The organism is Kitasatospora atroaurantiaca, assembly GCF_007828955.1.
In the GTDB taxonomy this organism is placed as follows: Bacteria; Actinomycetota; Actinomycetes; order Streptomycetales; family Streptomycetaceae; genus Kitasatospora; species Kitasatospora atroaurantiaca.
Window position 1 is genome coordinate 1,195,416 of the sequence record NZ_VIVR01000001.1, and the last position, 25,307, is coordinate 1,220,722.

General features: G+C 72.6%; 23 protein-coding genes. 9 read left to right on the forward strand and 14 right to left on the reverse strand.

What is annotated here, in order from left to right; genetic code table 11:
• Window positions 1-12: 12 nt before the first annotated feature.
• Genes FB465_RS05445 through FB465_RS05455 form a run of 3 tightly spaced genes read left to right on the forward strand, consistent with a single transcriptional unit; the run spans window position 13 to window position 2,964 of the window.
• Window positions 13-2,046, forward strand: coding sequence for a glycoside hydrolase family 31 protein (locus FB465_RS05445; RefSeq protein ID WP_246192519.1), 2,034 nt, complete (start codon window positions 13-15; stop codon window positions 2,044-2,046).
• A 23-nt stretch (window positions 2,047-2,069) separates the two neighbouring features.
• Entirely contained in the window at window positions 2,070-2,327 is a 258-nt protein-coding gene (locus tag FB465_RS36690; RefSeq protein ID WP_246192520.1) for a DNA-binding response regulator, read from the forward strand.
• Window positions 2,328-2,352: 25 nt separating this feature from the next.
• Window positions 2,353-2,964: an acetylxylan esterase gene (locus FB465_RS05455; protein ID WP_145788089.1), complete on the forward strand. Its 612-nt coding sequence runs from the start codon at window positions 2,353-2,355 to the stop codon at window positions 2,962-2,964.
• Here the strand turns inward: FB465_RS05455 and FB465_RS05460 are convergent.
• Window positions 2,882-4,099 carry a serine hydrolase domain-containing protein gene (locus FB465_RS05460; protein WP_145788091.1) on the reverse strand — a complete coding sequence of 406 codons (1,218 nt, stop codon included), beginning with the start codon at window positions 4,097-4,099 and terminating at the stop codon, window positions 2,882-2,884. The two genes, FB465_RS05455 and FB465_RS05460, sit on opposite strands and share 83 nt — an antisense overlap.
• Before the next feature lie 85 nt (window positions 4,100-4,184).
• Here FB465_RS05460 and FB465_RS05465 point away from each other — a divergent pair, with 85 nt between their 5' ends.
• Window positions 4,185-4,694, forward strand: coding sequence for an NUDIX hydrolase (locus FB465_RS05465; protein ID WP_145788093.1), 510 nt, complete (start codon window positions 4,185-4,187; stop codon window positions 4,692-4,694).
• On the opposite strand, the gene FB465_RS05470 is transcribed toward FB465_RS05465, so the two are convergent.
• Complete coding sequence (locus FB465_RS05470; protein WP_170290502.1) at window positions 4,670-5,308, reverse strand: cytochrome b/b6 domain-containing protein; 639 nt, start codon at window positions 5,306-5,308, stop codon at window positions 4,670-4,672. The two genes, FB465_RS05465 and FB465_RS05470, sit on opposite strands and share 25 nt — an antisense overlap.
• Window positions 5,292-5,945 (reverse strand): molybdopterin-dependent oxidoreductase, encoded by a 654-nt coding sequence (locus tag FB465_RS05475; protein ID WP_145797149.1) that lies wholly within the window; start codon window positions 5,943-5,945, stop codon window positions 5,292-5,294. The genes FB465_RS05470 and FB465_RS05475 overlap by 17 nt, the downstream gene beginning before the upstream one ends.
• A gap of 187 nt (window positions 5,946-6,132) precedes the next feature.
• On the opposite strand from FB465_RS05475, the gene FB465_RS05480 reads away from it, so the two are divergent.
• Both FB465_RS05480 and FB465_RS37415 read left to right on the forward strand, forming a co-directional pair.
• The gene (locus FB465_RS05480; protein WP_145788097.1) at window positions 6,133-6,918 is read left to right on the forward strand and encodes a TetR/AcrR family transcriptional regulator; all 786 of its coding nucleotides are present in this window, start codon (window positions 6,133-6,135) and stop codon (window positions 6,916-6,918) included.
• Between the two features lie 231 nt (window positions 6,919-7,149).
• Window positions 7,150-9,027, forward strand: a complete 1,878-nt coding sequence (locus FB465_RS37415) for a hypothetical protein (protein WP_145788099.1) — start codon at window positions 7,150-7,152, stop codon at window positions 9,025-9,027.
• Window positions 9,028-9,060: 33 nt separating this feature from the next.
• Here FB465_RS37415 and FB465_RS05490 read toward each other — a convergent pair whose 3' ends face one another.
• Window positions 9,061-9,759 carry a TetR/AcrR family transcriptional regulator C-terminal domain-containing protein gene (locus FB465_RS05490; RefSeq protein WP_145788102.1) on the reverse strand — a complete coding sequence of 233 codons (699 nt, stop codon included), beginning with the start codon at window positions 9,757-9,759 and terminating at the stop codon, window positions 9,061-9,063.
• A 14-nt stretch (window positions 9,760-9,773) separates the two neighbouring features.
• The gene (locus tag FB465_RS05495) at window positions 9,774-10,985 is read right to left on the reverse strand and encodes an RNA-guided endonuclease InsQ/TnpB family protein (RefSeq protein WP_145788103.1); all 1,212 of its coding nucleotides are present in this window, start codon (window positions 10,983-10,985) and stop codon (window positions 9,774-9,776) included.
• A 555-nt stretch (window positions 10,986-11,540) separates the two neighbouring features.
• Between FB465_RS05495 and FB465_RS05500 the strand changes: the two genes are divergently transcribed.
• Window positions 11,541-13,799 carry a glycosyl hydrolase family 18 protein gene (locus FB465_RS05500; RefSeq protein WP_145788105.1) on the forward strand — a complete coding sequence of 753 codons (2,259 nt, stop codon included), beginning with the start codon at window positions 11,541-11,543 and terminating at the stop codon, window positions 13,797-13,799.
• A gap of 19 nt (window positions 13,800-13,818) precedes the next feature.
• Here the strand turns inward: FB465_RS05500 and FB465_RS05505 are convergent, their stop codons facing one another.
• From FB465_RS05505 to FB465_RS05535, 7 genes are all read right to left on the reverse strand, one after another.
• Window positions 13,819-14,505, reverse strand: a complete 687-nt coding sequence (locus tag FB465_RS05505) for a spermidine synthase family protein (protein ID WP_145788107.1) — start codon at window positions 14,503-14,505, stop codon at window positions 13,819-13,821.
• A gap of 74 nt (window positions 14,506-14,579) precedes the next feature.
• Window positions 14,580-15,611 (reverse strand): YeiH family protein, encoded by a 1,032-nt coding sequence (locus tag FB465_RS05510; protein ID WP_246193137.1) that lies wholly within the window; start codon window positions 15,609-15,611, stop codon window positions 14,580-14,582.
• A 13-nt stretch (window positions 15,612-15,624) separates the two neighbouring features.
• On the reverse strand, window positions 15,625-16,188 hold the full coding sequence (locus FB465_RS05515) for a cysteine dioxygenase family protein (RefSeq protein ID WP_145788109.1): 564 nt from the start codon (window positions 16,186-16,188) through the stop codon (window positions 15,625-15,627).
• Between the two features lie 76 nt (window positions 16,189-16,264).
• The gene (locus FB465_RS05520) at window positions 16,265-17,170 is read right to left on the reverse strand and encodes a LysR family transcriptional regulator (RefSeq protein WP_145788111.1); all 906 of its coding nucleotides are present in this window, start codon (window positions 17,168-17,170) and stop codon (window positions 16,265-16,267) included.
• 119 nt (window positions 17,171-17,289) lie between these two features.
• The gene (locus FB465_RS05525) at window positions 17,290-17,541 is read right to left on the reverse strand and encodes a lipopolysaccharide assembly protein LapA domain-containing protein (protein WP_145788112.1); all 252 of its coding nucleotides are present in this window, start codon (window positions 17,539-17,541) and stop codon (window positions 17,290-17,292) included.
• Between the two features lie 88 nt (window positions 17,542-17,629).
• Window positions 17,630-19,402 (reverse strand): ABC transporter ATP-binding protein, encoded by a 1,773-nt coding sequence (locus FB465_RS05530; protein ID WP_145788114.1) that lies wholly within the window; start codon window positions 19,400-19,402, stop codon window positions 17,630-17,632.
• On the reverse strand, window positions 19,399-21,183 hold the full coding sequence (locus tag FB465_RS05535; protein ID WP_145788116.1) for an ABC transporter transmembrane domain-containing protein: 1,785 nt from the start codon (window positions 21,181-21,183) through the stop codon (window positions 19,399-19,401). Before FB465_RS05535 ends, FB465_RS05530 begins: the two co-directional genes overlap by 4 nt.
• A gap of 344 nt (window positions 21,184-21,527) precedes the next feature.
• On the opposite strand from FB465_RS05535, the gene FB465_RS05540 reads away from it, so the two are divergent.
• Complete coding sequence (locus tag FB465_RS05540; protein ID WP_145788118.1) at window positions 21,528-22,382, forward strand: aldo/keto reductase; 855 nt, start codon at window positions 21,528-21,530, stop codon at window positions 22,380-22,382.
• Between the two features lie 94 nt (window positions 22,383-22,476).
• Here FB465_RS05540 and FB465_RS05545 read toward each other — a convergent pair whose 3' ends face one another.
• Entirely contained in the window at window positions 22,477-23,373 is an 897-nt protein-coding gene (locus tag FB465_RS05545; RefSeq protein ID WP_145788119.1) for a MarR family winged helix-turn-helix transcriptional regulator, read from the reverse strand.
• Window positions 23,374-23,781: 408 nt separating this feature from the next.
• Here FB465_RS05545 and fabG point away from each other — a divergent pair, with 408 nt between their 5' ends.
• A complete protein-coding gene (gene fabG, locus FB465_RS05550; RefSeq protein WP_145788121.1) occupies window positions 23,782-24,549 on the forward strand; it encodes a 3-oxoacyl-ACP reductase FabG in 768 nt (255 codons plus the stop codon).
• A gap of 129 nt (window positions 24,550-24,678) precedes the next feature.
• On the opposite strand, the gene FB465_RS05555 is transcribed toward fabG, so the two are convergent.
• Complete coding sequence (locus FB465_RS05555; RefSeq protein WP_246192522.1) at window positions 24,679-25,278, reverse strand: TetR/AcrR family transcriptional regulator; 600 nt, start codon at window positions 25,276-25,278, stop codon at window positions 24,679-24,681.
• Window positions 25,279-25,307: the final 29 nt, after the last annotated feature.

The following is a 25,307-nucleotide window of genomic DNA, read 5'->3' on the forward strand; positions in this document are numbered from 1 at the left end:
CCAGGAGCCCCCGTGAAGCACCCCCTGCCCGTCCCCCCGCCGGAGAAGCCCGAGGCACCCGGAGTGCTGCGCGAGGCCGCCGGCGCGCTGGAGTGGCACGGCCATCTGGAGACCCTGCGTCTGGAGCCCTGGGGCCCGGACGCGGTCCGGGTGCGCGCCGTCCGGGGCGGCAGGATCCAGCCGGACCTGCCCGGTGCCCTGCTCCCGGAGGCTCCGCAGGCCGAGGCCGTTCTCAAGATCGAGGGCGCCGTCGGCCGGATCGTCAACGGCGCCATCACCGCCGAGGTGACGGACCGGGGCGTCGTACGCTTCCTGCGGACCGCCGACGGCAGCGAGTTGCTCTCCGAGCAGCCCGCCCACTTCTGGTGGCCCGGCGCCCGGCTCTACAGCCCCACCGGCAACGGCTACCACCGCCTGGAGCAGCGCTTCGCCGCGTACGAGGGCGAGAAGCTCTACGGCCTCGGCCAGCACCGCCACGGCCTGCTGGACCAGAAGGGCGCGACCGTCGACCTGGTGCAGCGCAACGCCCAGGTCAGCATCCCCGTCCTGCTCTCCGACCGGGGCTACCTGCTGCTCTGGAACAACCCGGCCGTCGGCCGGGTCGAGCTCGCCGTCAACGGAACTCGCTGGGTCGCCGACAGCGCCCGGCAGTTCGACTACTGGATCACCGCGGGTATGCCCGCCGATTCGCTCGCCCGGTACGCCGACGCCACCGGCCACTCCCCCGAACTCCCCGGCTGGGCCGCCGGGTTCTGGCAGTGCAAGCTGCGCTACCGGACCCAGGACGAACTCCTCGCGGTGGCCCGGGAGTACCGGCGGCGCGGGCTTCCCCTCTCCGTCATCGTCAACGACTTCTTCCACTGGACCCACCTGGGCGACTGGAAGCTCGACCCGGCCGAGTGGCCCGATCCGGACGCCATGGTGCGGGAGTTGGAGGAGATGGACGTCAAGCTGATGGTCTCGGTCTGGCCATCCGTCAGCCCGCTCAGCGAGAACCACGCCGAGCTGGAGCGCCGGGGCCTGCTGATCGGCACCGAGTACGGTCCGATGGCGCACGCCGAGTGGCCGGACAAGGGGGTGGCGTCCACCGTCCAGGTCGCCTTCTACGACGCGACCCACCCGGAGGGCCGGGAGTTCGTCTGGGAGAAGGTCAGACGGAACTACCTCGCCCACGGCATCAAGCTCTGGTGGCTGGACGCCTGCGAGCCCGAGATCAACCCCGGCCACCAGGCCAACCTCCGCTACCACGCGGGCCCGGGCCTGGAGGTGGCCAACCTCTACCCGCGCGAGAACGCCCGCACCTTCTACGAGGGCATGCACGCGGCCGGCGAGACCGAGGTGGTCACGCTCAACCGCTCCTCCTGGGCCGGTGCGCAGCGCTACGGAGCAGCGCTGTGGTCCGGCGACATCGGCACCGACTTCGCCACCCTGCGCGACCAGATCAAGGCCGGGCTCAACGTGATGCTCTCCGGCATCCCGTGGTGGACCACCGACATCGGCGGCTTCCACGGCGGTGACCCGGACGACCCGGCGTACCGCGAGGTCATGGTGCGCTGGTTCCAGTACGGCACGTTCTGCCCGTTGTTCCGCCTGCACGGCTACCGGGAGCCGTGGATGAAGCTCGGCCCCGAGATGACCGGCGGGCCCAACGAGGTCTGGTCGTACGGGGAGCAGGCGTACGGCATCCTCAGCTCCTACCTGCACCTGCGCGAGCGGCTGCGCCCGTACCTGCTGGCGCAGATGCGGCACACCGCCGCGACCGGGGTGCCGCCGATGCGCCCGCTGTTCCTGGAGTTCCCGTCCGACCGGGCGAGTTGGGAGGTCGGGGACCAGTTCCTGCTCGGGCCCGACCTGCTGGTCGCGCCGGTCACCGAGGCCGGCGCGCGCGAGCGCGAGGTGTACCTGCCCGCCGGCGCCGACTGGCACGACGCCTGGACGGGCGAGATCCACCCGGGCGGGCGGACCGTGACGGCCGACGCTCCGCTGGACCGCATTCCGCTGTACCTCCGGGACGGCGCCGAGCTGCCGATCCTGACGAACGACTGACGCCCCGTGGCAAGGAGGCCACCATGCATCCCATCGCAACGGTCAACCGGACCCGAACCGCTCCCCCCGCGCCGCACCGGCACGCGGCCGGACTGCTCGCGCCGGAGGAGCACCAGCTGCTGCTGCTCCTCGCGGAGGGCCTGCCGCTGGACGCCATCGCCCGCCGGCTCGCCACCTCCAGCCGGACGCTGCGCCGCCGGATCCGGGTGCTCTGCGACCGGATCGGCGTCCGGACCCCGCTGCAGGCGGCGGTCTGGGCGGCGCGGCGCGGCCTGATCTGACGCCTCGTCGGAACACTCCCGGCGGCTGTACACCGACGCCGTCCGAGCCGTGGACGCCGTGCGCGGACTGGACGTCGTGGACGCCGACCGGGTCGTCGTCAGCGGCGCCAGCCAGGGCGGCGGGGTCGCGCTGGCCGCCGCCGCGCTGGCCGACGGCCTGGTGGCGGGTGCCATGATCGACGTGCCGTTCCTGCAGCACTTCCGGCGGGCGGTCGAGGTCGCCGGCTCCGGCCCGTACCCGGAGATCACCGACTACCTGCGCCGGCACAGCCGGGACAAGGTCGCGCAGACCTTCCGTACGCTCTCCTACTTCGACGGTGTCCACCTGGCCTCGCGGGCGAGCGCTCCGGCGCTGTTCAGCGTCGGACTGATGGACCCGGTCTGCCCGCCGTCCACCGTGTTCGCCTCGTACAACCGGTACGGCGGGGAGCGGGAGATCGAGGTCTGGGAGTTCGCCGACCACGGCGGCGGCCAGGCCTCGCAGGAGCGGCGTCAGCTGGAGTGGCTGCGCGACCACGGCCTGGGCGTCAAGGGGTGGGCGTCTGCGCGGCGGCTCAGGCCAGGCACTTGCGGACGGCGGCGATCAGGGTCCGCGAGCGGATGTCGCCCGTCACGCCCGGCTGCATGCCGTTGGTGACGTACCCGAAGCCGATCCCCAGCTCGGGGTCGGCGAAGCCCAGGGAACCGCCACGTCCCGGGTGGCCGAAGGCCGCCGGTGAGGACATCGGCGAGGTCGGGCCGTGCCGGAAGAAGCCCAGTCCGAACGAGGTGTTGATGATCAGCACCTTGTCCGGGCCGCTGACGGCCGGCCCGATCGCCTCGTGGAGCAGCTCCGGGCCGAACAGCGCCGGCATCAGCTCACCGGGGGCGCCGCCGTGCCGGTCGGCCGCCCCGATCAGCGCCGCGTAGAAGCGGGCGACCGAGCGAGCGGTGCCGATGCCGCCCGCGCCGGGGATCTCGACGGCCTGCACGGCCGGGTCGTTGAGGTCCACGGCCGGGCGCACCGAGGCGAACGCACGGGCCGTCAGCGAGTACGGATCCTGATAGGCGTTCACCACGGCCTGCTTGGGCCGGACCTTCAGGCCGCTCGGGCCCGCGTGGGCGGCCTCGGGCGCGGGCAGGTCGACCAGCCGGCCCACCCTGGGCCGGGCGGCGGCCGGCAGGCCGATCCACAGGTCGAGGCCGAGCGGGCGGGCGATCTCCTCGGCGAAGTACTGGCCCACGCTGCGCCCGCTCGCGCGGCGGACCACCTCACCGACCAGCCAGCCGAAGGTGTACGGGTGGTAACCGTGCGCGGTGCCCGGCTCCCAGGCCGGGGCCTGTGCGGCGACGGCGGCCGTGGCGGGCTCCCAGGCGATCACGTCCTCGACCCGCAGCGGCACGTCCAGCGCGGGCAGCCCCGCCTGGTGGGAGAGCAGCCAGCGGACGGGCACCCGCTCCTTGCCGGCCGCCTTGAACTCGGGCCAGTACGAGGCCACCGGCGCGTCGAGGTCCAGCCGCCCCTGCTGGACGAGGTGCAGTGCGGCGGCCGCCGTCAGGCCCTTGGTGACCGAGCGAAGCACCTGCGCGGTGTCCGCCGTCCAGGCGACGGCCGGAGCGGGCCGCCCACCGACCTCGGGGCTGGCGTCGCCGCCCCAGAGGTCGACCACCTTGCGGCCGTCCAGGTAGAGCGCGAAGGCCGCGCCGAGCTCGCCGTAGTCGCGGAAGTTCTGCGCGAAAGCCTCCCGTACGGGCTCGAAGCCCTCCGCCGCCTCGCCCCAGATCTCCACCACTGCGTGCCGCCTTCGTGCTCGTACGTCTCCGGTTCGAACGATAGTCGGACCGTCCGGCGGGCGCCGAGTCGGTACCGTGTGCCGCATGACGAACCCCGCTGAAGAGCTGCTGGACGTGGTGGACGCGCAGGACCGGGTCATCGGGACGGCCCCGCGCGGCGAGGTGTACCGGCAGGGGCTGACGCACCGTTGCGTCTTCATCCTGGTCCGCGACCCGCAGGGCCGGGTCTTCACCCACCGGCGGACGGACACCAAGCTCTTCGCACCGGGCGCCTACGACTGCTTCGTCGGCGGCGTGGTCGGCGCCGGGGAGACCTATGCGAGCGCCGCCGTGCGGGAGGCCGAGGAGGAACTCGGGGTCAGCGGCATCGAGCCGCGCCCGCTGTTCAAGTTCCTCTTCGAGAAGGGCCCGCTCTCCTGGTGGTGCGACATGTACGAGGCGGTCTGGGACGGCCCGGTCTCGCCCCAGGTCGAGGAGGTCGCCTGGCACGGCTGGCTGACCGAGGAGGAGCTCGGGCAGCGGCTGGCGGAGTGGGAGTTCGTCCCGGACGGCCGCGAAGCCTACCGGCGCTACCTGGAGTTCCGGTCGGCCTGAGCCTCTGCCGCGGGGTCCCAGTCGGGGTGCTCGCGGACCGCCCAGAGCTCGTCCACGCTGCCGGTGCGCATGCCGCGCCTGGCCTCCGGGTCCCTGGCAGCCAGGTAGAGGTGTCCGGCGATCACCACGGCCAGTGCGAGCGTCAGCCAGTCGTGGACGAAGGTGGCGCCGGTGCGCCAGACCAGCGGGGCGACATTGGTGAACCACATCAGCAGCCCGCTGCCGAGCATCACCAGCACCGCGCCGGCCGTCCACGCCGCGTACAGCTTCTGCCCGGCGTTGAACTTGCCCGAGCGGCGATGGAACGAGCGGTGGCGTACGGCGCGCAGCCAGGCCCGGTCGTACGGGGCGAAGCGGTTCAGCCGGGACAGGTCGGCGCGCAGCGCGCGGGAGGCCAGTCCGAGCAGCAGCGGCACCGGCAGGGCCAGGCCGCACCACTCGTGCACGACCACCACGAGCCGGCGGCGGCCGACCAGCTGCGAGACCGGCGGGTAGTACAGGGCGAGGGCGGTCGCCAGACAGACGAGCATCAGGGTGGCGGTGGCCCGGTGGACCCAGCGCTCGGCGCGGGTGAACCGGGGCACCAGCCCCGGGGAGTCAGCCGGTCGGGGCATCGTCGCGCCCGTTGGAGCGGCCGACCCAGGCGTCGACGTCATAGCCGTAGTGCTCCCAGTAGCCGGGTTGGACGGTGGGGGTGAGGGTGATGCCCGAGAGCCACTTCGCGGACTTGTAGAAGTACATCGGCGCGACGTAGAGCCGCACCGGGCCGCCGTGCTCGTGGCTCACCGGCCTGTCCTGCATTCGCAGGCAGACCAGCACGTCGTCCCGGCGGGCCTGATCGAGGGTCAGGCTCTCGGTGTACGTCCCGTCGAAGCAGCTGAACCGGACGGCGGTGGCCCCCGGCCGGACGCCCACCTGGTCGAGCAGGTCGGCCAGCCGGACGCCCTCGAAGGGCGTGCCGGGCACCCGCCAGCCGGTGACGCACTGCACGTCGTGCACGATCCGGCGCTGCGGCATCGCCTGCAGATCGGCCAGCCGGTAGGTGGCCGGGCGGTCCACCAGGCCGTCGACGGTGAGCGTGTAGTCGGCGGCCGTCCGGGTCGGCACCGAGCCGACCACGGAGTAGTAGCGGAAGCCGCCGCCACCGGGCAGCAGGTCGCTCAGCCCCGTCGGGTCCTTGCTGGTCACGCTCTCGACGGCCCGCTGCAGATAGGGCCCGGCCGCCGCGCCGGCGACCCCGAGCCCGAGCATGCCGAGGACCACCCGCCGCCCGACCGGTGCTCCGGTGGATTCAGTCACACACCGATTCGACCAGGTCAGCGGCTCCGGGGCCAGGCCGGAGGCTCGTACGTCAGAGTTTCGTCATCTTCGCCGTCCTCGTCCCGGCGTCCTCCGCCCGGCCCGGGTGCCGGGGCGGGAGCCGGATAGGGTGAGCGCCATGGCTTCCCGTACACCGCCGGTGGCGGATCGGTCCGAGGACGAGCGGCCCGCTGCAGAGCGGACGCCGCGGCGCAGGCTGAGTGTCGACGAGCGGCGGGAGCAGCTGATCGCGGTCGCACTGGAGCTGTTCAGCAAGCATCCGCCGGAGGAGGTGTCGATCGACGACATCGCAGCGGCGGCCGGGGCCTCCCGGCCCCTGGTGTACCACTACTTCCCGGGAAAGCAGGCGCTCTACGAGGAGTCGCTGCGGCGCGCCGGGCAGGAGCTGGCGGGGCGCTTCGAGGAGCCGGCCGAGGGGCCGCTGTCGGAGCGGCTGTACCGGGTGATGGGGCGGTACCTGGACTTCGTCAACAGCCATGGGCCGGGCTTCGCCGCCCTGCTGCGCGGCGGATCGGTGGCGGCCAGCCCGGGGACGAATGCGGTGATCGACGAGGTGCGGCGGGCCGCGCACGACCAGATCCTGTCGCACCTGGCGATCGCGGAGCCGAGCGCGGGCCTGCGGCGCACCGTCCGGGCCTGGATCGCCAACGCCGAGATCACCTCGCTGGAGTGGCTCGGCGAGCGGGCCGTGCCGAGTGAGGAGCTCCAGCTGCAGCTGGTCCAGGAGTTCGTGGCGGCCCTGACGCTGACCGCCGCCCGCGAGCCGGCGCTGGCGGCCGAGCTGGCGGGCTTCTTCGCGGCGGAGCAGCCCGACGGTCCCACCGGCCGCCTGGTCCGCGAGCTGACCGGCCTCCTCACGGTCCCCGGCCTGGCGGACACCCTGGGGCGCCTGGCCACGGCGTAGGACCAATCAGCTCAGGGCAACCACAGCAGGGGCGCGTGGGGGCACCTCCCGGCCGAAGGCTGGGGGAGAACTGCGCGCGCAACCGTGCAGCGACGTAGAGGGCTGGTCGCGCAGTTCCCGCGCCCCTGTGGTTGGCCCGTACTCCGAAGGACGGCCGTGTGCCGGAGTGTCAGCGGTTTCTGATAGAAAGTGGACGGAATTTCTGCTCGAGAGCGAGGGGGGCTCAGCACCATGACTCAGGACGGCTTCGCGAGCGCGGAGCGGATCGGGGCCACGCTTGACGTGCTGGCCGAGACGCTGCTCGCCGAGCGGGCAACGCACTACCCGGCCGCCTCCCTGACCAATTTCCGCCGCACCGCCCACCCCTCGGCCGCCGCACTCTTCGGTCTGCGGCTCAGCCGCGGCGGGCCCGGCCTGCTGACGGTCCGCGGTCTCGGTACGGTCGTCGAGGGCAGTACGGCCCGTCCGGCCCAGCCCGACACCGGTGCCGCCGCGGAGTTGCTGGCCCGGTACGGCGGCGGCGCGGTGCGCGGCGTGTTCGCCTCTGCTGACGGCCTCTCGGCCGAGCAGTTCCAGCTTCCCGTCACGGCGGAGAGCTCCGACGACAAGTTGCGCCCGCCCTTCCCTGCCGTGCTGGCCGAGTTGGCCTCGGAGCGGGAGATCGCCGCTCCCGAGGAGCTGTCGACGGGTGCGGGCGTCGAGGTCCGGCTGGTGGTTCCGTCGGTCTTCCACCCGCTGGCCCCTCGGGGCAACAGCAGCGCTCGGGCCGCGCAGCTGGCCGAGGTGACCGAGGAGCTCTTCGCCGGTGGTGACAGCGTCGCCCGCAAGGAGTGGGCCGTGCTCACCGCCGCGCTGGCGCAGCCGCTCCGCTCGGCCAACGCGGTCTTCGCCGGTATCGCCGCGCTGCGGGTCGACGGCCGGCCGAGCCACGCCTCGCTGGTCGTCTCGCTGACCCGCCGCCCCGGCCAGGTCGGCGAGCTGGCAACCCAGTTGGCGGACGCCCGGCCGCACGCGGAGGTCTGGACGGTGCTGCTCCCGGCCGGCCCGGCCGCGGTGCTGGTCGAGTCCAGGACGGCGCCGGTGCCGGCCTCCCTGACGCGCGACGGGCAGCAGCAGTGGGCGGTGAGCTCGGTGGCGGAGGCCTTCCTCCCGCTGCCGGACGGCGTCTCGGTGCTGACCGTTCAGCTCGGCACGGTCCAGTCGGAGGACTGGGAGCTGTACGCGGCCGCGTTCGCCGAGACCCTGAAGAGCGTGCAGCTGGGGTGGGACGGCGTGGTCGCCGCCCAGCCCGCCTCGCAGGTCCAGGCCGAGCCGTACGTGGAGCCGTACCCCGAGCCGACGGCCGAGCCGACGGCCGAGCCGTACGCCGAGCCCTTCGCTCAGCCCTCGGCCCAGGCGGAGGTCCCGGCGCAGCCGGTGGCCGCGCCGCCCGTGCCGTCGTTCCCTCCGGCCGTGCCGCCGACGCCTGCCGTGGCCGAGCAGCCGCCGCTGAAGGGCACGCCGGTCCGGGTGCCTCCGGCGGACTTCAACCCCTTCGCGCCGCCCGCTCCCCCGGCCCAGGCGCCGGCCGCAGGCGAGGAGGGCGCTCCCGGCAAGGGCACGCCGGTGCGCGTACCGCCACCGGACTTCAACCCCTTCGCGGCCTCGACCACCTCGGCTGTTCCTGCCGCCGCCGCTCCGGCCCCGGTGGCCGCCGCACCGGTTCCCCAGCCCCAGGCCGTGGACCCGTTCGGCACGGTGACGAACAACCAGCCGCTGGATCCGTTCGGCACGGTGACCACGGGCTCGTCGGCACCGGCGGCACCGACCGTGGCGGCCCCCACCTTCGCGCCTTCGGTGCCCGCGCCGGCCGCACCCGCGGCGCCCCCGGGGCCGGGCAAGGGCACGCCCGTGCGCGTACCGCCGCCGGACTTCAACCCCTTCGCGCCGCCCGCTCCTCCGGCTGAGGCTGCGGCCGACGCCGAGGAGGCCGCGCCCGGCAAGGGCACCCCGGTCCGCATCCCGCCGCCGGACTTCAACCCCTTCGCCGCTTTGTCCGCTCCGGCCGCTCCCGCTGCTCCGGCGGCCCCGGCCGCACCGGAGCCTCCGGCGCACAACCCCTTCGGCTGAGTTCCGGTTTCGGCTCCGGCGGCCGGGTGGCAGCTACTGCCCCCCGGCCGCCGTGCGTTCGGCGATGAACTCGCCGACGCCGTCGAGCAGGCGCTGCAGGCCGAACTCGAAGAGGGTGTCCAGGCTGAGATCGATCTCGGGCAGGCCGGCCAGGCGCTGGAACATCGGGAACTCGTCGGTCTGGGTGACCGCGCTGAGCGCCGTGTCCCCGTGGGCCTCCATCCACTGATCCGCCGTCAGCCCGCTCTCCAGTTCCGCCTCGGCCTCGGCCTCGAAGTTCACCGCCAGCCCCCGGACGAAGGCCGCCAGCACGACGGCGATCCGCACGACCTCGGGCAGCGGCAGCCCCAGCCCGTCCACCGCGCTCATCGCCCGCTCGGTGTGGCGTGCCGCGTGCGGGGTCGCCACCGGTCGGGTGAAGGACATCACCTCGGCCAGCCAGGGGTGTTTCCGGTAGGCGTCCCACTGCAGACGGGCCACGCTCTCCAGCCCGGCCCGCCAGCCCGGAGGCAGCGCGGGCAGCGGTTCGTACCGTAGGGCCTCGTCCATCATCAGCGTCAACAGGTCCTCCTTGCCGGGCACATGCCGGTAGAGCGACATCGCCGCGGCGGTGAGGGCGGCGGCCGCCATCACCACGGCGGCGGCCACGGCCGCTCCGTGCATCCCGCTGTTGACTGCTCCCCGGGCTGAAGCCGGGGGGTCCAGCTTCTCGCCGTGGGATTTCTGACTCACGATGCCTTCCGCAGCTACGCTGCGGCGGGTCTTCCACGATCAACGCCAGCAGGGCACAGACCAGCCCTGATAAGCATCACGTGTGCGGAGTTCTTGTCCCTTGGGGAGGAGACTCCGCACGCGGTGCAGGTGTAGGTGCGCATTCCCGGCGGCAGTGCGTGCTTGGCTCTCGCTCCGCAGTGCGCGCAGTCCATCGTGGTGTGCGCGGGGTGGACCAGGTGCACGGTCCGGTGGTGCTTGCGGCCCATCTCGATCAGGGCCGTCCTGGTTGCGCCGATGGCGGCGTCAGCAGCCTTCTTGGCCATGGTGGACTTGGCGAGGAACTTCGGCTTGAAGTCCTCGACGGCGATTGCGTCGTGGTCGCGGACGACGGCTTTGGCCCACTTGCGTCCGGTGTCCCGGCGCTGGTTGGCGACCTTCTTGTGCAGCTTCGCGCGCCGGCGCTTGGCGTGCTTGTATCCCTTCGATCCGGGCCGGCCCTCGGCGGGTTTGCGCCGGGCCATCATCCGGTCGTACCGGGTCAGCTTCGCCTGTGCCTTCCTGCCGTGTTCGGCGTGGGGGAGGTCGTGCAGGTCGCTGGTGGTGGTCGCGGTCTCCTTCACCCCCCAGTCGATGCCGATCACACGGCCCGTGGCGGGCAGCGGCTCGGTGGTGGCGGGAACAACGAAGCTGGCGTACCAGTGTCCGACGCTGTCCTGGTAGACGCGCACGCTGGACGGGTCGGCGGGAAGGTCCCGCGACCACACCACCACCAGCACGACGCCGCCCGCCAGATGAAGACGGCCGTCCTTGATCCGAAAACCCCGCCGGGTGAAGTTCAGGCTCGGAAGCGCCTCGCGCTTCTTCTTCGGCTTCGGCATCCCGGCCCGCTGCCGAACCGGCAGCTTCGCCTTGATGTCCTTCTGCGCCTTCGCGCGGGACCTGGCGAAGTCCCGGATGATCTGCTGCTGCGGCACCGAGCTGCCCTCGCGCAGCCACCCCATCGCGGCTCGGGCCTCGGTCAGCATCTTGTCGAGCTGCGCCGGACCGCATGTCCGCTTGTCCGCGCCGTCGGGCCGGTTGCGGTTCCAGATGTGGGTCTGCCGGGACTTGGCCACGCATTCGTTCCAGACCCACCGGCAGCGTCCCCACTCGCCCTCAAGCGCGGCAAGCGCGGTGGACGACATGCGCAGCCGGTAGGTGTACCGGGCGCGCCCGGCATCCTCCGCTATCTGCAGTGTCGTCATGGTGTCATAAGCGGGGGCATCCTCCGGTCATCCGGTGAACGACGCGCGGGCGGAGTGCACCAGGGCCTATCCCGCCTCGCCGGACAGGTGGCCGGCGACCGCGAGCGCACCGTCCAGGGTCTCGCAGGCAGCGTCCGGCACGCCGGGCAGCTCGCTGCGGTAGACGGCGGCACCGATGCTGCCCCCAGGACCGCCATGCCGAGCGCCATGCCGAGCGCCAGCCCCGAACTCCGGCCCGGGCCCCAGCAGTGCGGACGCCGTGCCCGCTCGGCCAGGATTCCTCCGGACGCTGGCTGACGTACCGTCAGTGCCGTGGGCCTGAGGACATACTGTCAGGTCCACGGCATTGGTGGTCCAGACCTATTGCCAGCGCACCGCCGTATCCCTACCCTCCAATGACACAGGACCTCCGCGGCAACCCGACGGCCCGGGACCTGCGCTCCGCGCTGCCCCAACAGCCGGAGTGCGCAGCACCTTTCGCACCTGACACCTCCCCACGGGTAGAGGAGCCGACGGCCCACTGACGGCCGGACGCTCCCGGACAGGAGCTCAACCATGCGCAGACGTCGGATCAGCCTCCCGCTGCTCGCCGCCGGGGCACTCATCGCCCCGCTGATCGCGGTGGCCCTGCCGGCCGGCACGGCCCATGCCGCCGGCGCCACCGCCACCTTCGCCAAGGACCAGGACTGGGGCACCGGGTACGGCGGCAGCTACACCATCAACAACGGCACCACCAGCACCATCAACGGCTGGACCCTGGAGTTCGACCTCCCGGCGAACAACAGCGTCGCCTCGCTCTGGAACGCCACGTACACCACCGCCGCCTCGCACGTGACGGTCAAGAACCCGAGCTGGCAGACCACCATCGCGCCGGGCGCCTCGTACAACTTCGGTTTCAACATCGCCTACTCGGGCGCCTACACCCCGCTGCTCAACTGCAAGTTGAACGGCCGGCCCTGCGACGGATCCGGCGGCGGCAGCGACACCACCGCGCCGAGTGTGCCCGGCGGTCTCAGGGTCACCGGCACCACCCAGACCTCGGCGAGCCTGTCCTGGACGGCCAGCACCGACAACGTCGGGGTGGCCGGCTACGACGTCTACCGGGGCACCACCAAGGTGGCCACCGTGACCGGCACCAGCGCCACGGTCAGCGGGCTCACCGCGGGGACCACGTACAGCTTCACCGTCCAGGCCTTCGACGCGGCCGGGAACCGCTCGGCCGCCGCCGGTCCGGTCTCCGCGACCACCCAGCCGACCACTCCGGACACCCAGGCGCCGACCGTACCCGGCACGCCCACGGTGACCGGCACGAGCTCCAGCAGCATCTCGCTGAGCTGGGCGGCCAGCACCGACAACGTGGGCGTCACGGCCTACGACGTGTACAACGGCTCCGCGCTCGCCACCACCGTCACCGGCACCTCGGCGACGGTCTCAGGGCTGGCCGCCGACACCTCGTACAGCTTCACCGTCAAGGCCCGGGACGCGGCCGGGAACACCTCCGCCGCCTCCGCCGCGGTGGCCGGCCGTACGCAGACCGGGGGCGGCACCTCGGCCGGTCTGAAGATCGGCTACTTCACCCAGTGGAGCATCTACGCCCGCGGGTACAGCGTGAAGCAGCTCGACACCTCCGGCTCGGCCGGGCGGCTGACCACGCTCAACTACGCCTTCGCCAACATCGACCCGACCAGCAAGAAGTGCTTCATCACCAACAAGGCGGCCGGCAACGACTCCGACCCGAACGCGGGTGACGGCGCCGGTGACGCCTGGGCCGACTTCGGCAAGGGCTGGGACGCCGGGACCTCGGTGGCCGGTACCACCGACACCTGGGACCAGCCGCTGGCGGGCAACTTCAACCAGCTCAAGCAGCTCAAGGCCAAGTACCCCAACCTCAAGATCCAGATCTCGCTGGGCGGTTGGTCCTACAGCAAGTGGTTCTCCGACGCCGCCGCCACCGACGCCTCCCGTAAGGCGCTGGTCAGCTCCTGCATCGACCTCTACCTCAAGGGCAACCTGCCGGTGATCGACGGTCGCGGCGGTACGGGCGCGGCGGCCGGCATCTTCGACGGCATCGACCTCGACTGGGAGTGGCCGAACTCCGAGGGCCACCTCGGCAACATCTACAAGCCCGCCGACAAGGCCAACTACACCCTGCTGGCCCAGGAGTTCCGCCGCCAGCTGGACGCGCTGGGCGCCACCAACGGCAAGCACTACACCCTGAGCGCCTTCCTTCCCGCCGACCCGGCCAAGATCTCCGCGGGCATCGACATCCCGGGCCTGTTCGGCCAGTTCGACTTCGCCACCGTCCAGGGCTACGACTACCACGGCGCCTGGGAGACGATGGCCAACCAGCAGTCGGCCATCAAGCTCCCGGCGAACGACCCGAGCACCTTCAAGTTCAGCTCCGAGATCGCCATCAACGCCTATCTGACGGGCGGCGCCCCGAAGAGCAAGCTGACGCTCGGCATCCCGTTCTACGGGCGCGGCTGGACGGGTGTCCCGGCGGGCAGCACGCATGGCCTGTTCCAGAACGGCACCGGCCCCGCGCCCGGCACCTACGAGGCCGGGTACGAGGACTACCACAAGCTCAAGGACCTTGCCACGACCGGTGGTTACACCATCTATCGGGACACCACGGCCGGCTTCGCGTACATCTACAACGGCTCGGTCTTCTACACCTACGACGACCCGACCGAGATCGCCCGCAAGACGGCCTGGATCAAGTCCCAGGGGCTGGCCGGGGCGATGGTCTGGTCCTTCGACGGTGACACGGCGAGCGGCGAGCTGATGGCCGCGGTGGACAACGGGCTGAAGTAAGACCGGTCGGTCCAAGCCCTCAGGCGCGGCGTGCCAGGTGCACCACATCCGGCACGCCGCGCCGCACCGGGATCTCCAGCGTGTGCACGTCCCGGAAGCCGGCCGTCCGCAGCGCCTTCTCGAAGGCGGCGGACGGCTGGGCGCTCCACACCGCCAGCACCCCGCCGGGTGCGAGCCGTCGCCGGGCGGCGGCGAGCCCGTCCGTCCCGTAGAGGCCGGCGTTGGAGTCGGTGACCGTCCAGTCCGGGCCGTTGTCGATGTCGAGGCAGAGCGCGTCGTACGTCTCGCCGTCGCCGGCCAGGTACGCGACCAGATCGGTGTGCAGCACCGCCACCCGGGGGTCGTCCAGAGCATGCTGCGAGAAGGCGGCCAGCGGTCCCGTCCGGTGCCAGTCGATGATCGCGCCCTCGCGCTCGGCCACCGCGATCCGGCCCCAGCGCGGCTCGGCGGCGGCGTACGCGAGCGAGAAGCCCACCCCCAGGCCGCCGATCAGCACGGACGGGCGGTCCACCGTGAGTTCGTCCAGGGCCGCCTGCATCAGCAGCCGCTCGGAGCGGCCGTCGGCGGTGTCCATCAGGAAGCAGCCGTTGGCGATGATCTCGAAATGCCCGCCGCGCTGCCTCAACACCACCTCGCCGTACGGCCCCTCGCGCCGGTCGAGCGTGACGGGGGCGTCCAGTCCGTCCCGGTCGGGGAGTACAGGCATGGCGGTCCTTCGAGCTGTCGGTGATCGTACCCGATCCGACTTTAACCCAGCCGGACGCACCGTCAGCCGACTGCTCAGGTGGTCAGCAGCACTCCCGCGTACGAGACCCCGGCCACCACCACCCAGGAGGCCAGCCCGAGCGCAGCGACCCTGCCCCCCGTACGGGCCAGCGAGGGGAGGTGGACGGCGCTGCCCAGGCCGAACAGCGCTGCCGCCAGCAGGAGTTCCTGACCGGTCTGCGCCAGGGTGAGCAGCCCGTCCGGGACGGTGGCGCAGGTGCGCAGCGCGATCATCGCGAGGAAGCCGAGCACGAAGAGCGGCACCAGCGGCGGCCGGCCGGCCTTTCCGCCCGACGGGCCCTTACGCCGGGCGACTGCCAGCGCCACCCCGGCGACCAGCGGCGCCAGCAGCATGACCCGCATCAGCTTGACCAGGACGGCTTCGCGCAGGGCGTCCGCCCCGCCGCTCTGCGCGGTGGCGACCACCTGCCCGACGTCGTGCACACTTGCCCCGACCCAGCGCCCGAACTCCGCACCCCCGAGCCCCAACGGGTGCTGCAGCAGCGGAAGTACGGCGATCGCGAGGGTGCCGCAGAGCGTCACCAGGGCGACCGAGGTCGCGACGTCCTCCTCGTCGCTGCCGGCGGCCTGGCTGACCGCGCCGATCGCCGAGGCGCCGCAGATCGAGTAGCCGGTGGCCACCAGCAGCGGCTGGTCACCGCGCAGGCCGAGGCGCCGACCCAGCCAGCAGGTGCCGAAAAAGGTCGCCGCGACGACGGCGAGCACCATCGCCACCGTGGCCCAGCCGAGCCCGAGCACGTCGCTCAGGCTGAGTTTGAGGCCGAGCAGCACGATGCCGGCCCGCATCAGCCGCTTGCCGGCCAGCGAGAGCCCCGGGCGGGCCGCGCCGCGGACCAGCGGGCGCAGCCCCGGCAGGTGCGCGACCGCCACCCCGAGCACCACGGCGGCGGTGAGCCGGGGGACGGCCGGCAGCACCGCGTGGACGGTCCAGGCGGCTGCGACGCCCAGGGCGGCCAGGGCCAGCCCGGGGCCGTTCCGTCGGACGGCGGCGGGGGCGACCGGGCGGGCCACGGTCCGGAGGGTCAGTGCCACGGCGCGGTCACCGCTCGTCGGCGGGGAGCTGGTAGACCCGGCGGACGCTGCTGCCGAGCCGGGCGATGTCCGCGCCGTAGACGTGGAGGGAGATCGCGGTGGTCGTGCCGGAGTTCTGCACCCGGTGGATGTCGCCGGGCGGGGCGAAGCCGCAGACCACGCCCTGCCGGTTGAGCACGTCCTCGGTGGCGACCAGGCGGGCGGTGCGGCCGTCGGAGATCAGCCGGTAGCGGCATTCGCTCTCCTGGCCGAGGTGGACGCCGGTCGCGCACCAGGAGACGTGGTCGTGGATGGCCGTCCGCTGCCCGGGCAGCCAGACCAGGGCGACGAGGGAGAAGCTGCCGTCCGCCTCGGCGTGCACGATGTGCTGGCGGTAGCGGTCTGGGTCGCCCACCTGCTGGGCGTCGGTGAGCAGGTCGGCGGCGCCCAGGTGGGGCGCGAGCTTCTCGCCGGCCAGGTAGGCGGTCAGGTCGGGGGGCAGGCCGCGCCCGACGACTTCGCGCAGCTCGCCGACCAGGCGGTGCATACGCTCTGTGCGCTCGTCGGTGCCGACGGTGGCGGAAGTTGTCATGGGTGGAGCGTCCAGGCGGTCGGCCCATCACGTCCAACGACAGTTCTTTCGCGCTCCGCCAACTACCGCTTATGGATCAGCAGCCCACTCGCGCCGCCGCCGCGCGGCGCAGCTCGTCCAGCACCAGTGCGGTGGCCGGGACCCGCAGGTGCTCGCGCAGCACGTACGCGCAGACCTGGCGGCGCAGGTGCGGCTCGACCAGCCGGCCGGTGACCTTGCGGTGGCACATGAAGGAGAGGACCAGGGCGGGCATCAGGGCGATGCCGACGCCTGCCGCGACCAGGCTCTGCACGGCGAGGTTGTCGTCGGTGGTGAAGACGACGTCCGGGGCGAAGCCCTCCTCCGCGCAGACCTGCAGCAGATTGGCGCGGCAGCGCGGGCAGCCGGCGATCCAGCGCTCCTGCGCCAGGTCGGCGAGCCGTACGGCGTGCCGCCGGGCGAGCTGGTGGCCGACCGGCAGCAGGATGGTCAGCTGATCCTCCATCAGCGGGATCTCGACCAGCTCGGACGGGGTCTCGCCCGAGGCACCGGGGTAGCTGAAGGCCAGCGCGATGTCGCACTCGCCGCGCAGCAGCCGCTGCACCGAGTCCGGCGGCTCGGCCTCGAGCAGCTCGACCCGGACGCCGGGGTGCTCGGCGAGCAGCCGGGCCATCGCCTCGGGGATCAGGGTGGCGTTGGCACTGGGGAAGGCGCAGAGCCGTACCCGCCCGGCGCGCAGCCGGGAGAGCGCGCCGAGCTGCTGCTGGGCGGCGTTGAGACTGCCGAGGATCACCTCGGCGTGCCGGGAGAGTGCCTCGCCGGCCTCGGTGAGACGCAGCCCCCGGCCGGCCCGGGTGAAGAGCGGTACGCCGACGGAGCGTTCCAGCGCCTTCATCTGCTGGGTGATGGCGGGCTGGGTGTAGCCGAGGGCACGGGCGGCCGCCGAGTAGGAACCGGTGCTGACGACCTCGTGGAAGGTCCTGATGTGCCGTGAGTCGAACACACCGAAATCATAAGCAGAACTTGGGATGCCGGGCCAACATCCCGTCAGCCCCTTAAGTGTTCAAGTGTCCCGCTACTGCGGCTCCGGGGGAAGACCCGTCCCCACCGTCGAGACGGGGTCTACCTCTCGCTCCGGCCCTTGAGGAGCCAGCCGAGCACAGCGCCCGCGGCCAGGGTGGCCAGCAGGGCGATCCAGAGCGGGGCGGTGACGGTGAAGACCCAGAACTGGATCTTCACCCTCTCGAGGTTGGCGAACAGGAACCAGACCGCCAGGATCACGATCACCCCGATCGCGATCACCCTGTTCGGGATGCCCGCGATCTCGCCCTTCCTGGACCCGCGTGATGACGAACCGCCTGAAGTCTTGGTCACACGGGCAGTCTGCGCCGCTCGGGGGCTCACCCCGGCCGACGCCGCCCGGGACTGACCCGGGCGGCGTAGCGGGGTGCACCCGTGCGGGTTACCCCTCGTCCCGCCAGGAGCGCCAGAGCGCCGCGTACGGGCCGCCGGCCGCCACGAGTTCGGGGTGGGCCCCGTACTCGCTGATCCGGCCCTGCTCGACCACCGCGATCACGTCCGCGTCGTGCGCGGTGTGCAGGCGGTGGGCGATCGCGATCACCGTCCGCCCCTCCAGCACCCGGGACAGCGAGCGCTCCAGGTGCCGGGCGGCACGCGGGTCGAGCAGCGAGGTCGCCTCGTCCAGGACGAGGGTGTGCGGGTCGGCCAGCACCAGCCGGGCCAGCGCGAGCTGCTGGGCCTGCGGGGGTGTCAGCGCCGTACCGCCGGAGCCGACCTCGGTGTCCAGCCCCTCGGGCAGCGCGTCCGCCCACTCGCCGGCGTCCACCGCGTCCAGCGCCGCGCGCAGCTCGGTGTCGTCCGCGTCCGGCCGGGCGAGCCTGAGGTTGTCCCGCAGGGTGCCGACGAAGACGTGGTGCTCCTGGTTGACCAGCGCGACCTGGGCCCGGACCCGCTCGGCGGGCATCCTGGCCAGCGGTGCGCCGCCGAGGGTGACGCTGCCCCGGCCCGGGGCGTAGATGCCCGCGAGCAGCCGGCCCAGGGTCGACTTGCCCGCGCCGGACGGGCCGACCAGGGCGACCCGGCTGCCAGGGGCGACGTCCAGGCTGATGCCGTGCAGCACGTCCGCGCCCTCGCGGTAGCCGAAGCGGACCTCGGAGGCGGTGACCTGACGGCCCTTCGGGTGGCTGTCCTCGTCGGTCTCCGGGTCCTCGACCTCGCGGACGCCGACCAGCCGGGCCAGCGAGGCCTGGCCGACCTGGAGCTCGTCGTACCAGCGCAGGATGAGGTCGACGGGGTGGGTGAGCGCCTGGGCGTAGAGCACCCCGGTGGTCAGCTGGCCGACGTCGATCCAGCCCTTCACGGTGTAGACGCCGCCGAGGGTCAGGGTGGCGAGCACCGCAAGGGCGTAGGTGGCGTCCACGCTCGGGAACCACAGGGTGCGCAGCCACATGGTGTACCGCTCCCAGCTGAGCCACTCCGCGATCTTGCGGTCCGTCAGACGGACCCGCTCGTCACCGAGGCGCAGCGCCTCGACCGTCCGCCCGGCATCCACCGTCTCGGCCAGCACGGTGTTGACCGCCGCGTACCCCGCCGACTCGGCGCGGTAGGACTCCGGGGCTCGCCGGAAGTACCAGCGGGAGGTGAGCAGCAGCAGCGGCAGGCCGACCACGGCGGTGAGGGCGAGCAGCGGCGAGGTGACGACCAGGGCGCCGAGCACCAGGACCACCGAGACCAGGGCCACGGCGAGCTCGGGGACGGCCTCGCGCACCGACTTGGAGAGCCGGTCGATGTCGGTGGTGCCCCGGGAGACCAGGTCTCCGGTGCCGGCCCGCTCCAGCACGCCCGGCGGCAGGGCGACCGAGCGGACCAGGAAGTCCTCCCGGAGATCGGCCAGCACCTCCTCGCCGAGCACCCCGCCGCGCAGCCGGGACCAGCCCATGAAGGCGGACTGGACGAGCAGCGCGAGCAGGTACCAGCCGACGGCCGAGAGGATCTTCCCCTCCGCCGTCCCGGCGCTGAGCTCCTGGACCAGCGAGCCGAGCACCCACGGGCCGACCAGGCCCGCGACGGTCGAGACGGTGTGCAGGGCGATCACGGCCCCGAAGCCCGCCCGGTGCCTGCGGGCGAGCAGCCGCACGTACGCGCGCACGGCGGACGGCGAGCCGACGGGCAGCATCGTGGCCGGCCCGCGCTCCTGGATGGCGGGGGGCTTCATACCGTCTCCTTGATGGGATCCTCTTCGCGGGTGACCACGGCCCGGTAGTGCTGATGGGTGTGCAGGAGCTCGCGGTGGCTGCCGCTGGCGGCGACCCTGCCCTCGTGGATCAGGACCACCGTGTCGGCCTGGTCGAGCAGCAGCGGGCTGGTGGCGAAGACCACCGTGGTCCGCTCACTGCGGATCTTGCGCAGGCCGGCCGCGATCCGGGACTCGGTGTGGGCGTCCACCGCGCTGGTGGGCTCGTCCATGACCAGCACCGGCGGGTCGGCGACCAGCGATCGGGCCAGCGCCAGGCGCTGCCGCTGACCGCCGGAGAGCGAGCGGCCGCGCTCGGTGACCCGGGCCTGCATCGCGTCTCCCCCGCATTCGGGCGAGCCGTCGACCAGGGCCTCCAGTACGTCGTCCGCCTGGGCGGCCGCCATCGCGTCGGCCGGCGCGATCCGCCCGGAGGCGGGCACGTCGAACAGCGCGGCCAGGGTGCCGGAGAGCAGCACCGGCTCCTTGTCGTGCACCAGCACGGCCGCCCGTGCCTCGGCCAGCGGCACCGCGTCGAGCGGGACGCCGCCCAGCTTCACCGAGGGCTCGGCCTGCTCGCCCTCGGCGAGCGGGACATGGCCGCCGAGGCGGGCGGCCAGCTCACCGGCGAGGTCCGGGTCGCCGCAGACCACCGCGGTGAGCCGGCCGGCGCGGGCCGTGAGACCGGTGACCGGGTCGTGCAGGTCGGCCCGCCCGGGCCGGCCGAGGGGCCCGGCCAGGGACTCGGTGATCCCTGACTCGTCGGCCGTCCGGCTCAGGCCGAGCACCCGGGTGGCCCGGCCGGCCGAGACCCGGGCGACGCTCCAGGCGTGCGCGGCCTCGCCGAGGATGCGCAGCGGGGCGGCCAGGAAGGCCGTCGCTCCGTACACGGCGACCAGCTCGCCGACGCCGATCCGCCCGTCGACGGCGAGCACGGCTCCGTACCAGGTGACGCCGACCACGAACAGGCCGGGCAGCAGCACCTGCTGAGCCTGCATCAGGGCCCAGATCCGCGCGCTGCGGACGGCGGCGCCGCGGACCTTCTGGGAGGCGGCGCGGTACCGCTCCAGGAACAGCTCCTCGCCGCCGATGCCGCGCAGGACACGAAGGCCCGCCACGGTGTCGGCGGCGAGCTCGGTGGCCTTGCCGCCGAGGGCGCGCTGCTCGCTGTAGCGGCGTTCGAAGGGCGCGAGCAGCGGCCAGACGGAGACGGCCAGGACGGGGACGCCGAGCAGCACGGCGACGCCCAGCAGGGGCTGGTCGACCAGCACGACCAGGCTGACGCCGAGCCAGACCAGCACGGCGGCGCGCACCCGGGCGATCAGCTCTACGTACCAGCCGATCTTCTCCACGTCGCCGCTGCTCACGGCGACGATCTCACCGGTGGCGATCCGCCGGGAGAGGCCGGCGCCGAGGCGGGAGGCCTGGCGGGCCACCAGCTGGCGGACCTGGGAGGCTGCGGTGATCCAGTTCCAGACGGCCTGGCGGTGCAGGCAGACGCCGCCGACGGACTGCAGGACGGCGAGCGCGAGGGCAAGGCCGCCGGCCCGCCAGATGCCCGCGGTGTCGCCGTCCACGGCGGCCTGGATGCCCAGGCCGAGCGCCAGCGGGAGGGCTGCCTGACAGCCCATCTCCAGGACGCCCCACCAGGTGGCGAGCAGTTGGCCGCGGCGCTGGCTGCGCTGGAGCCAGCGCAGGAAGGCGAGCGGTGAGGTGAGATCGGGACTGCCGGGATCGGGCATCGGCAGAGGTCTGAGCGGCATGACGCTCCGTTGCGGGGTGGTACGGGCAGGGGGTGCTCGAGCGCGGCCCGGATCGCGGGCGCGGCGGGGCCGCCCGGCGCGATGCGCAGCCAGGGCGGGAAGGTGGCGACGGCGGAGTACTGGTCAGGACGTCATGGGCATCGAGCCTGCCGGGCACGAAGTGACGTACGCAACAGGTTTTCCCGGAACCCGAGCCGTGTCCGGCTTCGTCAGGCCTTACGGAGTGTCAGGGCCGCGGAACATTCACCGGTTCCGGTGAAGCACCGCCGTCCGGGAACAAAACGGGCCAGGCCGGGGTTGGTCCCGTCCGGCACTATTCGACGATCCGGAGGGCACCCCTTCCAGTGAGCACCATCCCCAACGTCACCCTCAACAACGGCACCCGGATCCCGCAGCTCGGCTTCGGGGTGTGGCAGGTGCCGGACGCCGAGGCGGCGACGGCGGTCCGCACCGCCGTCGAGGCCGGCTACCGGAGCATCGACACCGCCGCGATCTACGAGAACGAGGCCGGCACCGGCCAGGCGATCGCGGAGGCGGGCGTGCCCCGCGAGGAGCTGTACATCACCACCAAGCTGTGGAACTCGGGCACCAGGGACTGGTCGGGCCAGCAGGGGCAGGACGCGGTGCTCCGGGCCTTCGACGAGTCGCTCGCCAAGCTCGGCCTGGACTACGTCGACCTGTACCTGATCCACTGGCCGCGCCCGATGCACGGCAGCTTCCTGAACATCTGGAAGGCCTTCGAGAAGCTGGCCGCCAACGGCCGGGTCAGGTCGGTCGGTGTCTCCAACTTCGGCCCCGAGCAGCTCGACGTGCTGCTGCAGGAGAGCTCGGTCGTACCGGTCCTCAACCAGGTCGAGCTGCACCCGCACTTCCCGCAGGCCGAGCTGCGCGAGTACCACGCCAAGCACGGCATCGCGACGGAGGCGTGGAGCCCGCTCGGCCAGGGCAAGTCGCTCCTGAGCGAGCCCGTCCTGGCGAAGATCGCCGAGAAGCACGGCCGCACGGTGGCCCAGGTGGTGCTCCGCTGGCACCTGCAGAGCGGCATCATCGCGATCCCGAAGTCCGTGACGCCCTCCCGGATCAGGGAGAACCTCGACGTGGCCGGATTCGAGCTGGACGCCGACGACCTGGCCGCGATCGCCACGGTGGAGACCGGCAAGCGCCTCGGCCCGGACCCGCAGGGTTTCGACTGGAACTGACGCCCCGACGGCAGAGAGGCCGTCACCCGCAGGGGTGACGGCCTCTCTGCCGGCCTGGCAAATCGTTACTGCCGGGACGAATTCAGGCGAATCGTTACAGCCGGGCCGCCTTGGCGAGCAGCACCATCGCGGTCTCGTGCTCGTGCGTCTCCAGCGGGGAGAGCAGCAGCTCCTGCACCTCCCGCACCCCGGCCGCCGAGCGGTGCAGCAGGTCCTGACCGGCCGGCGAGAGCGAGAGCAGGTTGCGCCGCCCGTCCGAAGGGTCCCGGCGGCGCAGCACCAGGCCGCGCCGGACCAGCCGGCTGACCATCTCGGCCATCGTCGCCTTGTCCAGCGAGGCCAGCTCGCCGACGGTGCGCTGGTCCGCCCCGGGCTCCGACTCGAGCGCGTCCAGCACCGCGTACTGCGGCGCGGTCAGGTCGGAACCGACCTTCTCGGACCACAGCTTGGTGTGCACCTGCTGGCTGACCCGGATCAGGTACCCGACCGCGCGCTGGGCGTCCAGCAGCGGGCGGGCGTCGGTCAGTGCGGCCACGGCGGCGGGCTCCAGCCGGGCTATCTTGGCCATCACACGGACGAGTTCGAGCTGCTCGTCCGGGCTGAGCGGCTCGAAGAGCGTGCGCTGCACGCGGACCACTCCGCCGGTGGCCTCACGGACTGCCTGTGCACCGTTCTGCGAGAGGGCCAGCAGCTTGCGCCGGCCGTCCGCCGGGTCACGACGGCGCAGCACCAGGCCGCGCCGGACCAGCCGGGCGACCATCTCGGCCATCGTCGCCTTGTCGAGCGAGGCCCGCTCACCGACGGTGCGCTGGTCCGCGCCTGGTTCGAGCGCCAGCGCGAGCAGGACGGCGAACTGCGGAGCCGTCAGCTCGTTTCCGACGTGCTCGGACCACAAGCGGGTGTGCACCTGCTGGGCCACGCGGATGAGGTGTCCGGGCGACTGCTGCAGTCGACCGGTCACGCGGGTCGTCGGGATCTCCCCCAGCACCATGAATCCGTCCCGATGTCACACCCGGTGTGTGTGGGACACCCGGGCGGGGCAGTAACGGCGAGTGAGCGCCACGCTGTGAGGGTAGGCACGCCAGCCGTGCAGCCGGTGGCTGCTGGCGCACACTATACAAACGGTCGGCCCGCGCTGGCAGGCGGGGGCCAATAGTAGACGCTTGTTCGGTGAAGTTGGCATATTTCCGCCGCATGTCGCGGTCACGACCACTCGTTCGATCAGAAGTCCGCCGACGATCACCCTTACCCTCTGTCACCTGCGACTCTGCACTCTGGTCCGGAACGCTACCCGCCGGTAGGGTGTCCGCGCAGCGCTCTCATCACCACCCTTCCGGGTAGGGCCGTTCCCCCGGTGGCGGCCGGGCCCGTCACCCCACCGAGAGAGACGAGTACGAGAATGACCGAGCAGAGCACCAGCCCCCGCGTCGCGATCGTGACCGGCGCGGCGCGCGGAATCGGCGCCGCGACCGCTCAGCGGCTGGCCGCCGACGGGTACGCCGTCGCCGTGGTCGACCTGGAGGAGTCTGCGGGCAAGGACACCGTCGACAAGATCGTCGCGGCGGGCGGCCGGGCGCTGGCCGTCGGGGCCGACGTGTCCGACGCCGAGCAGGTCCAGGCGGCCGTGGACCGGATCGCGGCCGAGCTCGGCACGCCGGTCGTCCTGGTCAACAACGCCGGGGTGCTCCGCGACAACCTGCTGTTCAAGATGTCCGAGTCGGACTGGGACACCGTCATGAACGTGCACCTCAGGGGCGCCTTCCTGATGACCCGTGCGGTCCAGAAGCACATGGTGGACGCCGGCTTCGGACGCATCGTCAACCTGTCCTCCTCCTCGGCCCAGGGCAACCGCGGCCAGGCCAACTACTCCGCCGCCAAGGCCGGCCTGCAGGGCTTCACCAAGACCCTGGCCATCGAGCTCGGCAAGTTCGGCATCACGGCCAACGCCGTCGCCCCCGGCTTCATCGCGACCGACATGACGGCCGCCACCGCCGCGCGGGTGGGCATGGAGTTCGAGGCCTTCAAGCAGGCCGCGGCCACCCAGATCCCGGTCAACCGGGTCGGCGTGCCGGAGGACATCGCGCACACCATCTCGTTCCTCGCGAGCGAGGGCGCCGGATTCGTCTCCGGCCAGGTCATCTACGTCGCGGGCGGCCCGCTCGACTGAGCGCCTCCGCCGACAGGCAGCTCGGCAATCTTTCAGGGGCGCGGGGAACTGCGCGAAGCGGTAGGGCACAGGCCGTTGCCTTCCGATCTCGCGCAGTTCCCCGCGCCCCTTTCGTGGCTGATCGGTTGCCTACTGGCGGAGCCTCTGACAACTCGGGGCGTCGTGGAGCAGGAGGTCGAGCACGGAGTCGATGTAGCCTGCCAGCCGATCGGCGTCGTCCAGCGGCAGCACCCCCGGCAACCGGGCGGCCAGCTGGTCGTGACCGACGTAAGCCGTGTAACCCAGCGTCGCGCGATGGACCGCGACGTCCGGCGGAAAGCCGATCTCCTCGAACAGCCCGACGATGTAGTCGATCCGCCGTTTCACCACGCGGCGCACCACGGGCGCGACGAGCCGGTGGTCGGCCGAGGCGAGCACGTTGACGGCCACGGCGTTCTCCCCCGCGTCCTCGCTCACCCGCGTGAACAGCATGCGCAATCGGGCCACCGGGTCCGGCTCGGTGGCCAGCGCCGCGATGGCCGCCTCGGTGAACCGCTCCTCCCAGAGCGAGAGCGCGGCGACGACGAGCGCCTCCCGATTGGCGAAGTGCCAGTAGAAGCTGCCCTTCGTGGTGCCGAGCCGCGCGGCCAGCGGCTCGACGGCCACCGCGGCGAGCCCGCCCTCCCCGAGTGCCGTGAGCGCAGCCGCCGCCCAGTCGTCCGCGGTCAGCCGTCGTCGCTCTTGCTCCATGTCCATACGCTAGCGTACGGTCCATTCCA

Bases quoted from the DNA above. Each gene is read 5' to 3' on its own strand.
- FB465_RS05545 (WP_145788119.1), bottom strand. From the start codon at position 23,373: ATGGTGCTGGGGGAGATCCCGACGACCCGCGTGACCGGTCGACTGCAG.
- FB465_RS05500 (WP_145788105.1), top strand. From the start codon at position 11,541: ATGCGCAGACGTCGGATCAGCCTCCCGCTGCTCGCCGCCGGGGCACTC.
- FB465_RS05470 (WP_170290502.1), bottom strand. From the start codon at position 5,308: ATGCCCCGACCGGCTGACTCCCCGGGGCTGGTGCCCCGGTTCACCCGC.
- FB465_RS05475 (WP_145797149.1), bottom strand. From the start codon at position 5,945: ATGCTCGGGCTCGGGGTCGCCGGCGCGGCGGCCGGGCCCTATCTGCAG.
- fabG (WP_145788121.1), top strand. From the start codon at position 23,782: ATGACCGAGCAGAGCACCAGCCCCCGCGTCGCGATCGTGACCGGCGCG.
- FB465_RS05535 (WP_145788116.1), bottom strand. From the start codon at position 21,183: ATGCCGCTCAGACCTCTGCCGATGCCCGATCCCGGCAGTCCCGATCTC.
- FB465_RS05530 (WP_145788114.1), bottom strand. From the start codon at position 19,402: ATGAAGCCCCCCGCCATCCAGGAGCGCGGGCCGGCCACGATGCTGCCC.
- FB465_RS05555 (WP_246192522.1), bottom strand. From the start codon at position 25,278: ATGGAGCAAGAGCGACGACGGCTGACCGCGGACGACTGGGCGGCGGCT.
- FB465_RS05515 (WP_145788109.1), bottom strand. From the start codon at position 16,188: ATGACAACTTCCGCCACCGTCGGCACCGACGAGCGCACAGAGCGTATG.
- FB465_RS05480 (WP_145788097.1), top strand. From the start codon at position 6,133: ATGGCTTCCCGTACACCGCCGGTGGCGGATCGGTCCGAGGACGAGCGG.
- FB465_RS05495 (WP_145788103.1), bottom strand. From the start codon at position 10,985: ATGACGACACTGCAGATAGCGGAGGATGCCGGGCGCGCCCGGTACACC.
- FB465_RS05505 (WP_145788107.1), bottom strand. From the start codon at position 14,505: ATGCCTGTACTCCCCGACCGGGACGGACTGGACGCCCCCGTCACGCTC.
- FB465_RS36690 (WP_246192520.1), top strand. From the start codon at position 2,070: ATGCATCCCATCGCAACGGTCAACCGGACCCGAACCGCTCCCCCCGCG.
- FB465_RS05465 (WP_145788093.1), top strand. From the start codon at position 4,185: ATGACGAACCCCGCTGAAGAGCTGCTGGACGTGGTGGACGCGCAGGAC.
- FB465_RS37415 (WP_145788099.1), top strand. From the start codon at position 7,150: ATGACTCAGGACGGCTTCGCGAGCGCGGAGCGGATCGGGGCCACGCTT.